The 11,882-nt window shown below is 66.5% G+C and carries 8 protein-coding genes and 2 pseudogenes; 8 read left to right on the forward strand and 2 right to left on the reverse strand.

The features are described from left to right. The 6 genes from kduI to ACTJKY_RS12015 form a co-directional block, all read left to right on the forward strand. On the forward strand, window positions 1-543 hold a 543-nt coding region (kduI, locus tag ACTJKY_RS11990), incomplete at its 5' end, for a 5-dehydro-4-deoxy-D-glucuronate isomerase (protein WP_440846345.1). A gap of 137 nt (window positions 544-680) precedes the next feature. Then, the gene (gene kduD, locus ACTJKY_RS11995; RefSeq protein ID WP_440846347.1) at window positions 681-1,436 is read left to right on the forward strand and encodes a 2-dehydro-3-deoxy-D-gluconate 5-dehydrogenase KduD; all 756 of its coding nucleotides are present in this window, start codon (window positions 681-683) and stop codon (window positions 1,434-1,436) included. Beyond that, a complete protein-coding gene (locus ACTJKY_RS12000) occupies window positions 1,421-2,986 on the forward strand; it encodes a carboxylesterase/lipase family protein (RefSeq protein ID WP_440846349.1) in 1,566 nt (521 codons plus the stop codon). Before kduD ends, ACTJKY_RS12000 begins: the two co-directional genes overlap by 16 nt. A 322-nt stretch (window positions 2,987-3,308) precedes the next feature. Beyond that, window positions 3,309-6,209: a TonB-dependent receptor gene (locus ACTJKY_RS12005; protein WP_440846351.1), complete on the forward strand. Its 2,901-nt coding sequence runs from the start codon at window positions 3,309-3,311 to the stop codon at window positions 6,207-6,209. 23 nt (window positions 6,210-6,232) lie between these two features. Continuing rightward, window positions 6,233-7,231, forward strand: a complete 999-nt coding sequence (locus tag ACTJKY_RS12010; RefSeq protein ID WP_440846353.1) for an alpha/beta hydrolase — start codon at window positions 6,233-6,235, stop codon at window positions 7,229-7,231. Beyond that, a complete protein-coding gene (locus ACTJKY_RS12015; RefSeq protein ID WP_440846355.1) occupies window positions 7,231-8,823 on the forward strand; it encodes a family 43 glycosylhydrolase in 1,593 nt (530 codons plus the stop codon). Before ACTJKY_RS12010 ends, ACTJKY_RS12015 begins: the two co-directional genes overlap by 1 nt. 845 nt (window positions 8,824-9,668) lie before the next feature. On the opposite strand, the gene ACTJKY_RS12020 is transcribed toward ACTJKY_RS12015, so the two are convergent. Then, window positions 9,669-9,980, reverse strand: coding sequence for a hypothetical protein (locus ACTJKY_RS12020; protein ID WP_440846357.1), 312 nt, complete (start codon window positions 9,978-9,980; stop codon window positions 9,669-9,671). Between the two features lie 89 nt (window positions 9,981-10,069). Continuing rightward, on the reverse strand, window positions 10,070-10,381 hold the full coding sequence (locus ACTJKY_RS12025; protein WP_440846359.1) for a LysR family transcriptional regulator: 312 nt from the start codon (window positions 10,379-10,381) through the stop codon (window positions 10,070-10,072). Window positions 10,382-10,517: 136 nt separating this feature from the next. Here ACTJKY_RS12025 and ACTJKY_RS12030 point away from each other — a divergent pair. Beyond that, window positions 10,518-11,564 (forward strand): annotated as a pseudogene (locus ACTJKY_RS12030) (enolase C-terminal domain-like protein); the annotation flags it as partial. A 3-nt stretch (window positions 11,565-11,567) separates the two neighbouring features. Further along, window positions 11,568-11,762: pseudogene (locus ACTJKY_RS12035) on the forward strand (muconolactone Delta-isomerase); the annotation flags it as partial. Window positions 11,763-11,882 lie beyond the last annotated feature (120 nt).

The following is an 11,882-nucleotide window of genomic DNA, read 5'->3' on the forward strand; positions in this document are numbered from 1 at the left end:
GCGCTCGGCAACAAGGACTGCCTCTACGTCACCATGGGTGCACAGGAGGTGATCTTCTCCGGCGAAGGCGCGCGTTTCTATCTGGCGTCCTGCCCGGCGCACAAGGCGTTCACCACCCGGAAGCTCGGCATCGCCGATGCCAATGCGCTGGAGCGCGGGAGCCTCGCCGAGTCCAACGAGCGAACGATCTACCAGCTGGTCATCCCCGGCGTGTGCGACAGCGCGCAGCTGGTGATGGGGCTGACCGTGCTCAAGCCGGGCAGCGTGTGGAACACCATGCCGCCGCACGTCCATGAGCGCCGCAGCGAGATCTATTTCTATTTCGAGCTCGACGACCTGGAGAAGGATCGGGTGATGCATTTCATGGGCGAGGGCGAGGCGACCCGGCATATCGTCCTGGCCAACGAGGAAGCGGTGATCAGCCCGCCCTGGTCGATCCATATGGGTGCGGGCACCAAGGCCTATGCCTTCATCTGGGCGATGGCCGGCGAGAACCAGGATTATACCGACATGCAGGTGCTGGATATCTGCCAGCTGGCTTGAGCGCCTAGCTCCCCCTCCCGCGCGCGGGAGGGGGCTGGGGGGTGGGCCCCCGGCCTTCGCGCGCAGTGGACTTCATGGATAGCGGGGGCCCACCCCCCGACCCCCTCCCGCAAGCGGGCGGGGGAGAGGGATATGCCATGACCAACCCCTTCGATCTCACCGGCCGGGTCGCCATCGTCACCGGCGCGAATACCGGTATCGGGCAGGCGATCGCGGTCGCGCTGGCGGCGGCGGGTGCCGATGTCGCCTGTGTCGGTCGTACGCCTGCCGAGGAAACGGTCGACAAGATCGCCGCGCTGGGCCGCCGCGCGGAGATCGTCTCCGCCGATCTGTCCACCATCGCGCCGGTCGAGCAGGTGGTCGACCAGACGCTGGCGCGGCTCGGGCGGCTGGATATCCTCGTCAACAATGCCGGCATCATCCGCCGCGCCGATGCGGTCGACTTCACCGAGGCGGACTGGGACGCGGTGATCGACACCAACCTCAAATCGGTGTTCTTCCTCTGCCAGGCGGCCGGGCGCCACATGATCGCGCAAGGCAGGGGACGGATCATCAACATCGCGTCGATGCTCACCTTCCAGGGCGGTATCCGGGTGCCGAGCTATACCGCGTCCAAGGCGGGGGTGGGCGGCCTCACCAAGCTGCTCGCCAACGAATGGGCGCGGCACGGGGTGACGGTCAACGCGATCGCGCCCGGCTATATCGCCACGAACAACACGGCCGCGCTGCAGGCGGACGCTACGCGCAACGCCGCGATCCTCGATCGCATCCCGGCAGGTCGATGGGGCGACCCGGCGGATCTGGGCGGCGCGGCGGTGTTCCTCGCGTCCGACGCTGCGGCCTATGTGCAGGGCCACATCCTAGCGGTCGACGGCGGATGGCTCGCCCGGTGAGCCAGGGCTGGACTCGGCGCCGGGCGCTCGGAGCAGGGGCGGCGCTGGTTGCCGCGACGACCGCACGGGCAGCCCCGGACGGCGTGGTTCGCACCACGGCGGGCGACTTTGTCGGTACCCGATCCGGCAGCGTGCGGGCGTTCCGCGGCATTCGCTATGGCACCGCCCCGCGCTTCCGCGCGCCGATTGCCTTCGCGGCGCCGGGGCAGACCTTCGCGGCCGACCGCTTCGGCCCGGTCTGCCCGCAGCGCGGCCCCTATGGCCCGCAGGACGAAGACTGCCTCTACCTTAATATCTGGACCGCCGAAGCGGACACCCGGGCGCGCAAGCCGGTGATGCTCTACATCCATGGCGGCGCCTATTCGAACGGCAGCGTCACCGATCCGCTCAATGACGGCGAGGCGCTCGCGGCGCGGGGCGATGTGGTGGTGGTGACCGTCAACCACCGGCTGAATGCGCTCGGCTATCTCTATCTCGCGCGGTTCGATCCGCGATTCGCCGACAGCGGCAATGCCGGGCAGCTGGACCTGATCCTGGCGCTGCAATGGGTGCAGGCCAACATCGCCGCGTTCGGCGGGGATCCGCAGCGCGTGATGGTGTTCGGCCAGTCCGGGGGCGGGGCCAAGATCGCGACGATGATGGGCATGCCGGCCGCGCAGGGGCTGTTCCACCGCGCCGCGACGATGAGCGGCCAGCAGGTGACCGCGTCCGGCCCGCTCAACGCGACCGCGCGGGCGCGCGCCTATCTTGCTGCGCTGAAGCTTTCGGAGCGCGACCTTTCCGCTTTGCTCGACCTGCCGGTTGCCCGGCTCGTCGAAGCGCTCGACGCGACGGACCCGATCCTCGGCGGCGGCCTGTATTTCGGGCCGGTGCTCGACATGAAATGGCTCACTCGCCATCCCTTCTGGCCGGACGCCAATCCGCTGGGCAACGCGATCCCGATGATGCTGGGCAATGTGCACGACGAGACCAGGGCGTTCCTGTCGCCGGATTCGGAAAAGGTGCGCGGGCTCGACTGGGACAATCTGGCCGCGCGCATGGCGCCCGAGCTGAAGATCGACATCCTGCCCGAATGGGTGGTGGCGCAATATCGCGCGCATTTTCCGGACTGGTCGCCGACCGACATCTTCTACGCCGCCACCACCGCAGGCCGCAGCTGGCGCGGACAGGTGATCGAGGCCGAGGTGCGGGCTGCCGCAGGCGCACCCACGTTCGTCTATCAGGTCGATTTCACCTCGCGCACCGATCCGCGGCGCGGCGCCTTCCACACGATGGACATCCCACTGGTGTTCGGGACGCTCGCTGCCAAGGGATCACAGACCGGCGCGGCGGCCGACGCGCGTGCCGCGAGTGCGGCGATGCAGGATCGTTTCGTCGCCTTCGCCCGGACCGGGGATCCCAATGCTGCGGGGATGCCGCGCTGGCCGCGCTACGATATCGCGACCCGAGCGACGATGGTGTTCGACACGCACAGCCACGTCGAAAACGATCCGCGCCGCTGGCAGCGTGAGCTCTTCGCGCGCGTGCCTTATATCCAGCCGGGTAGCTGACCGGCGATCGCCGGGAAGCGACCGAACGGCTGACACACCGCGGCATCGTGCCTGCGGTGCGATCCGCCCTGTCTACGACGCTCCAAACCAGTGACGGAAAAGACAGCATCCGCTGTGCGAAACGCCTGTTGACACCGGTTACCATAACGCGCAGAAAAGGCGTGGGGACAGCGGGCGAAGACCCGTGGACCCCGGGGAGGATCGAACAGACACGCGGATATCGCGTGCAGAGGCCCTCCTCACGGATTGGACGACGGTAGCGCGCAGGCGCGCGCGGCCGCTTTCAGAACGGACCGTCCTGCGGGGACGAAGGGAGAGAGAAATGGCTGAGGGGTTCTCGGTGCCGGGACAGGCACGCATGCGGCACTTGCGGGGTGTTTCGGCGGGTGCGCTGATCCTGGCGCTGGCCGCGCCGACGGCAGCCGCGGCGCAGGTGGCGTCGGGTAGCCAGCAGACGGACCCGTCGGCTGGGATCGAAAGCGGACAGGCCGAAAATCAGGAAATCATCGTCACCGGCTTTCGTCGCTCGCTCGATGCGGCGCTGAACGTGAAGCGCGATTCGGTGGCCGCGGTCGACGCGATCGTCGCCGAAGACATCGCCAAGTTCCCCGACCAGAATCTGGCGGAATCGCTCCAGCGCATCCCCGGCATCTCGATCCAGCGCGATGCGGGCGAGGGGCGGGCGATCACCGTGCGCGGTCTCGGCGCGCAGTTTACCCGCGTCCGGGTCAACGGCATGGAAACGGTGGCGACCTCGACCGACGGTGCCAGCGCGAACCGCGATCGCGCGTTCGATTTCAACGTGTTCGCCTCCGAGCTGTTCACCTCGATCGTCGTCCACAAGACGGCTGAAGCCTCGCTTGACGAGGGCTCGCTGGGCGCGGTGGTCGACCTCAACACCGGCAATCCGCTGGCCGGCAAGACCGGCTTCACCGCGGTCGGATCGGCCCAGGCCAGCTACAATGATCTCTCCAAGAACGTGCGGCCGCGCCTGGCGGGCCTGCTCTCCTGGAAGAACGAGGCCGGAACGTTCGGCGCCTCCGTGTCGGCGGCCTACAGCAAGACCAACAATCTCGAGTTGGGCAACAACACCGTGCGCTGGGCCCAGGCGCGCTTCGACTCGGTGAACGGCACGCCTTGCTTCTACAACAGCGCGACCGGCACCACGCCGGTGCGCAACAGCGGCGGCACCTATCGCTCCAGCGCGGCGTGCAACCAGGCGGCGCTCGCCTTCCATCCACGCATCCCGCGCTACGGCGAGGTGCGGCACGATCGCGAGCGGCTGGGCATCACCGGCAGCGTCCAGTTCGCACCCAGCGACCGGACCAAGATCTCGATCGACGGCCTTTATTCGCGCTTCAAGGAGACGCGCGAGGAGAAATGGGGCGAGGTGCTCCTGCGCTCCAACGAACGCTCGATCGACCTGCTCAACCCGACCTATGACACCAAGGGCAACATGGTGTCGGCCACGCTCAACGATGCCTGGGTCCGCACCGAGCATTATCTGCGCAAGTCGCAGACCGAATTCTACCAGATCGGCGGCAGCTGGGACCAGGACGTCACCGACAAGCTCCGCTTCACCTTGCTCGGCGGCATCTCGAAATCGGCTGCGAACATCCCGTTGGAGACGACCTTCGTCTTCGACAACCGCACCGCGCAGAATTACAGCTACGACTATACCAACATGTGGCAGCCGAAGCTCACCTTCGGCACCAGCGTCACCGATCCAGCGAACTTCCAGCTGGCCGAGATCCGCGATCGCCCCTCCAACGTCACCAACAAGTTCCGCACCGCACAGCTGCGCGGGGAGTGGGACGTGACCGACGGCTTCCAGGTCAAGGCGGGCGGGGTCTATCGGCGCTTCTCCTTCGATTCCGTCGCATATACCCGTGACGCCGTGGTGTGCCCGACCAATGCGGCCGCCGCGCGCGATGCGGTGCTGGGCAACGTGACTTGCTCGGGATCGGGCCAGGTTTTCGCGCCGGGCGCGGTCTATGGCTATCCGGCGGCGGGGCTGGGCGAGACGTTCAACCTCGGCAATGCCGGCCAGCCCTCGGGCACGACCACCAGCTTCCTCATTCCCAATATCGACGCTTCGGCCAAATATACCGGCCTCTACAATCGCCCGCTGGCGATCGACGCGGGCAACATCCGCAACGTCGTCGAGGCGGTGAAGGGCGGCTATCTCGAATTCGACGTGAAGGGCGACCTGTTCGGCCTGCGCTACGCCGCCAATGCCGGCATGCGCTATGCCCGCACCGACCAGACCTCGACCGGCCTCAACAACGGCGTGGCGGTGACGGTGAAGCGCAACTACGACGATTGGCTGCCTGCGCTGAACGTCGCGCTGTTCCCGACCGAGAAGGTGATCCTGCGCGGCGCCGTCTCCAAGGTGATGACCCGGCCGACACTGGGCAACCTGACCCCGGGCGGTTCAGTCGACGGCTTCAACTACAAGATCAGCTTCGGCAACCCGCAGCTCGATCCGTTCCGCGCGACGTCCTACGATCTGGCGGCCGAATGGTATTTCGCCCCGCAGTCGATCTTCTCGGTCGCGCTGTTCAAGAAGAACGTCGAGAGCTTCCCGGTGTCGGTGACCACCTCGGGCACCTACGCCTCGACCGGCCTGCCGCTGTCGATCATCCCGCCGAGCTCGCCCGCGGCGTCGAATCCGGAGGGACAGCTCTGGCAGATCAGCTCGATCACCAGCGGTAAGGGTGCGTCGCTGAAGGGCATGGAAATCTCGTTCCAGACCGCCTTTCGCTTCCTGCCAGGGTTCCTCAAGAATTTCGGCATGATCGCCAATGCGACCTTCATCGACTCCGATGCCGCCTACACCCAGAGCGGACCAGCAGTTGCGCCCGGCGGCGCGCTGGTCGCGGTGACGCGGACCGAGACGCTCTACGGCCTGTCGAAGCGCGCCTATAACGGCACGCTCTATTATGAGGACCAGAAGTTCAGCGCGCGCGGCTCGGTGAGCTATCGCGGGCCGTATATCGATGGCGGCTCGGGCACCGGCAACATCTTCGAAGGCTATAATTCGTCGCTCAACGTCGATGCCTCTATCCGGTACAAGATCACGCCGAATGTCGAAGTGTCGCTGGAAGGCACCAACCTCACCGACGACTATCGGGATCGCTACACCGATCTCGATGCCAACCGGAACTATGAATATAACCACTTTGGTCGCACGATCCTGATCGGCGCCCGCTTCAAGATGTGAGCGACGCGCGAGGGAGGAACGGCATGCCGGGGATAGACCGCAGAAGCGCCCTGTTCGGAACGTTTGCGCTCGGCATCGGCGGCGTAGCGGCGGCGCAGACAGCGCCGCCTGCGGTGCCCGGCAGGCCGGTGCCGGGTCCGGCGGATCCGCAAGAGACGATCGAACTGTGGCCGGGCGGCGCGCCGGGGGTGCCTGCCGTGCCGCCGGTCGAGTCCGTCGACGAGCGGAGCAAGGACGCGCATTTCGCAGATCGTGCGGTCCATGGGATCACCCGTCCAAGGCTCGTCGTGTTCCGGCCGGAACGGCCCAACGGGACGTCGGTGCTGCTCTTTCCCGGGGGCGGCTATCGCTGGGTGGTGGTCGACAAGGAAGGCTATGAGATGGGCCGCTGGCTGGCCGCGCGCGGCTACACCGCCTTCGTGCTGTTCTACCGGCTGCCGGGCGAGGGCTGGGGTGCGGGCCCGGATGTCGCGCTTTCCGATGCGCAGCGGGCGACGCGGATACTTCGCGCGCGCGCCGGCGACTTCGGCATCCGACCCGACAGAGTGGTTGCCATGGGCTTCTCGGCGGGGGGGCACCTTTGCGGCGACCTCGCGACCCGCTTCGATGTCCCCAGCTATGCCGCGGTGGATGCGGCGGACCGTCTCTCCGCCCGCCCGGACGGCGCGGCACTGCTCTATGCCGTCCAGTCGATGACACTGCCGACCGCGCATTCCGGCTCGCGCACACAGTTGCTGGGCGCGCAGGCCAGCCCCGCGCTGGAACGCGCCCACACGCCTGCGCGGAACGTAACGGCACGGACGCCACCCTGCTTCCTGCTCCATGCCGAGGACGATGCGAGCGTGCCGGTGGAAAACACGCTGGAGATGCGCGCGGCGCTGCGGGCGGCGGGCGTGCTTGCGGAGACGCATCTCTTCCCCGAGGGCGGCCACGGCTTCGGGCTGCGGCTGGCGGCCGGAAAGCCCGTCCAGGTCTGGCCCGAGCTGTTCCGGCGCTGGGCCGAGGCGCGGGGTCTCGCGTGATGCGGATCGGCCGACGCGATTTGTTGGCGGGCGCCGTTGCCGGGGCGGGGGCGCCCGCGCTCGCAGGATCGACGACGCTGCCGCCTGCCGAGGTCGCATGGGCCCGCGGTTTCGACAATCAGCGGAAGCCCGATCTCGGTGACGGGCGCTTCCTCAACCCGCTGCTCGCGGGCGACCATCCCGATCCCGCCATTCTGAAGGACGGCGCCGACTATTACATGACCTTCTCCAGCTTCGACAGCTATCCGGGGCTGACGATCTGGCACAGCCGCGATCTGGTGAACTGGCAGCCGCGCACGTCCGCGCTGACCCGCAACATCGGCTCGGTATGGGCGGTGAGCCTCGAGAAGCATGGCGGCCGCTATTTCCTCTACGTGCCGGTGAAGGCATCGCCCAACACCATCTACGTGCTCTGGGCGGACCATATCGACGGTCCCTGGAGCGACCCGATCGACCTCGGGCTGCACGCGCATATCGACCCCTGCCACGCGGTCGGCGAGGATGGATCGCGCTGGCTGTTCCTGTCGGGCGGCGATCGGGTGCGGCTGGCCGCGGACGGGCTGTCGGTCGCCGGCCCGGTCGAGCATGTCTATGAGCCCTGGCGCTATCCTGAGGACTGGGACGTCGAGAGCTTCTCGCCCGAAGGCCCCAAGATCGTGCGTCGTGGCGGCTGGTTCTACATGATCACGGCGGTGGGCGGCACCGCGGGACCGCCTACCGGCCATATGGTGATCGTCGCTCGCGCCCGATCGATCCACGGACCTTGGGAGAACGACCCCGGCAACCCGGTGGTGCGCACGCGCGACGAGAGCGAGCGCTGGTGGTGCCGCGGCCATGCCAGTCTGGTCGAGGGACCGGACGGCTCCTGGTGGTCGGTCTATCACGGCTATGAGAACGGCTTCTGGACACTGGGGCGGCAGGCGTTGCTCGATCCGATCCGCTGGACTGCGGACGGCTGGTTCCGCATGACCGGGGGCGACCTTTCCGCGCCGATCGCCAAGCCGCGCGGCGGCAGCGCAGTGCCGCACGGGCAGCCGCTTTCGGACCGGTTCGAGACGCTGGATTTTGGAAGGAAGTGGAATTTCTTCCGGCCGGGGCCGGATGAAGCCGAGCGCGTGCGCATGCGCGGCGGTATGCTCGAACTGGCAGGCCGCGGCAGTGCCCCGCACGATTCCGCGCCGTTGCTCCTCACCGCGGGCGACCAGGCCTATCAGTTCGAATGTACGATCGAGATCGACGGGGGCGCCACCGCGGGCTTGCTGCTGTTCTACGACGACCGGCTCTATTGCGGGTTGGGTTTCGATGCCGAGCGTTTCGTGACGCATCAATATGGTGCGGAGCGCGGGCGCCCGCCGCATGCGCATGGCCGCGTGTTGCGCATGCGGGTGGTGAACCGCCGGCACATCGTCTCGCTCTGGACAAGCGGGGACGAGGGGCGGAGCTGGCAGCGCTTTGACCGCGGCATGGAGGTGTCCGGCTATCACCACAATGTGCGCGGCGGCTTTCTCATGCTGCGCCCGGGACTGTACTGCGCCGGCCCGGGCCACGCGCGCTTCCGCGACTTTCGCTTCACGGCGCTCGTGGAAGGGTGAGCCGCTGAGATCCATCGCCATCGCTTCTCGCAGTATGCTTGCGATTGCGCGGCTGTGTGCCGGCACTTCATTGCCGCGACCGTACAGGCGGAACGGTGCGGCGTTACGGCTTCTCAGAGGTTGCAAAGTGGCACGAGATTTCCTGGGGTTGCAGGAATCGAATAACCATATTCACTGTACCCATCAGACCCCACTCACCTGTTCGTAAATCGGGTTCGCAGCAGAAATGCGGGCCCGTTTCAGGCGGGAGATACGCTGCTACAATTTCGCAGTTGGTGGAGGTGTCACGGCCTAAAACCAGCAGGAGCGCGGGGGCATGGGTCTGCCAGGTTCAGGGATTTGCCGGCGGAGCGCCGAACGGTCATTCACACTCAAGACCGATGCTCGCGTGGTCGAAAAACGACTATCAACGGCGCCCCGCTGCTGGCTGAACGATATGCGGACACGAGCAGAAGCGCGAGATGGACGCTCCCCAGGGGCGCCGGCAACAGCGGCAAGGTCTCGGCCGGGCGGGCGCATAGATCCAGGTCGGCGACATGGTCGTCGCCCGGCTGCCCGTCGCCGCAACAACACGCTGCATGCGTTCGGGGAATTGCCGATCGAACTCGTTCCAGCTTGAACGAAGGAAGGCGGCGCTGCCCACCCGTCCTCGAACGCGGCACCGGACCCGATCCGGCGAGCTGGCCGCATGTACTCTGCGTGGGGCATGGCCTGGGTCCTCTATATGCAGACTTTCCCGCCCTACCTCAGGCCGCTGCGTTTGGCGTTCTTGCGATCTTCGCGATGCTGCGAGCTAGCCTGGCGAACCGCGCCAAGGCGTCAGTGCTCATTTCTACCCGCCAGCTTCAGAGTATCGGTCCGCTCATGGTCTCCAGGGCCTCTCGGGTAAGATGGGAAAGCTTTAGCACCTTGTCCGGAACGGCGTATCCCCAGAGCCGATACATGCGCGCGACGATTTCGGCCATCAGTACCAGCTCAGGTGTGTGGTCTTCCGCCCGGTGGCTCATGATGATCGGCGAGGTTGCGACCTCCGCCAGATCATGGAAGTGGACACCGTCGATGTGGGACTTGCGGACCGATTCCGGAACGATGCAGATGCCCTCTTCTGCCGCCACCAACCCTAGCGCGATCTGCAGTTCGCGCGCTTCATGGACCACCCGCGGCGATAGGCCGCGATCGCCGAACAGGCTGACGAGTTCGACCAGCGACAGATCGACGTCCGGCGCGGTGCGGCGGAACTCACGGATCAGCGGCGGCAGGCGGGCATGATGGTCAAGGCGACGAAACCGATCACGAAGCGCCGCTGCTCTGCCCTGACCGCGCGCGCCACCATGTCGCGCATTTCGCCGATCCGCCCGATCAACTGGGTTGCCTGCTCGAACACCAGCCGCCCTACCGGGGTGAGGCGCAGCGGCCGCGCAGAGCGATCGAACAAAGGAGCGCCGATCTCCGCCTCGAGCTGCTGAATCTGTCGGCTGAGCGGCGGCTGGGAGATGTGCAGCCGCTCAGCGGCGTGGGTGAAGTTTCGCGCCTCGGCAACCGCAAGGAAGTAGCGCAACTGGCGAAGGCCATGATGGAACCATACCTGTCAGGTATAGGGTCCAGACTTCGATAGTCTTGGGATCGCGCCGCCCCCAGGCGTAGCTGCGGGGGATGGAGCCCATACCGAGGACCGAAAGTGAGAATCCAGCTCGATCGAGGCCATTTTAGTCGACCTGTCGACCATCCGCCCGAACGTGCTTGCGATGGCAACGATGCGCCATCAGAGCATCGTGCTGGTCCGTATCCGGATGAGCGACGGCATCGAGCGCATCGGCGAAGGCACGACCATCGCTGGCCTGAGCTATGGCGAGGAAAGCGCCGAGGGCATCAAATCTGCCATCGACACGTACATGGCACCGGTGCTCGCGACGTGTGATCTGGAACGTGTCGCCGAAACGATGGCTGCAATCGGCCGCCATGTCGTCGGCAACCGCATCGCCAAGTGCGCGGTCGAAAGTGCGTTGCCGGACGCTGCCGGCAAACGGCTCGGCGTCCCGGTCTCCACCCTTGTCGGCGGCGGTCGCGTTCGCGACACGCTGCCCGTCGCATGGACGCTGGCTAGCGGCGATCCCGGGCGTGACATCGAAGAGGCCGCCGCGATGATCGAAGCGTGGCGGCACAATAGTTTCAAGCTGAAGATCGGTAAGCGCGACGTGCGCGAGGACGTGGCGCATGTCGCGGCGATCAAGCGCGCGATCGGCGATGCCGGCAGCGTTCGCGTCGACGTCAACCAGGGGTGGGACGAAGTGCAGGCCGATCTTGGCATGCAGCTTCTGGCGGATGTCGGCTGCGATCTCGTCGAGCAGCCGGTGGCGAAAGATGCGCTGCCCGCAATGGCACGACTATCTGCCCGGCAGGGTATTCCCTTGATGGCGGATGAGGCGCTGCACGGGCCGCGTTCCGCCTTCGCGACCGCCGATGCCGCGGGCGTGGGGCTGTATGGCGGTACCATGCTGGAGGCAGGTGTAGGGACAGCGGCATCGGCGCATCTCTTCGCGACGCTGCCGCGGCTGGCCTGGGGTACCGAGTTGTTCGGGCCCCTGCTGCTGACCGAGGAGATTCTTGCCGAGTCGCTCGACGATGCCGATTTCGCGCTCCGCGTGTCTGATGGCCCGGGCTTCGGCGCCATCGATCCGGACAAGTTGGCTCATTTCCGGCGCGACCGCACCGCGCCAACCCTGCATGTTGTGGGAGCGGGGCTGATGCTGTTCCTGGTTGAAATGGACGTCGCCATCCCACAGGGGTTCGATGCCGGTGAAGCCGAGCGCCTCAAGGTGGCGGAGAAGGCCCGGTTCCAGGAACTGCAGCCCGCTGGCACTTGGCGTCATATCTGGCGGGTAGTGGGTCGCTACGTCAACGTCAGCATCTTCGACGTCGAAAGCAACGCGCAACTCCACACCTATATTGCATCCTCCGAGTGCGTTCGTCCTCATGGTCGCCGCGGAGATAGGCTCGCCGAAAGCCATTTTTTCTGCATGCAGCGACCTGCCATTCATCGCTCGAAGCTCCGTAAGCAG

The sequence above is a fragment of the Sphingomonas sp. 22176 genome, assembly GCF_052045505.1.
GTDB lineage: Bacteria > Pseudomonadota > Alphaproteobacteria > Sphingomonadales > Sphingomonadaceae > Sphingomonas.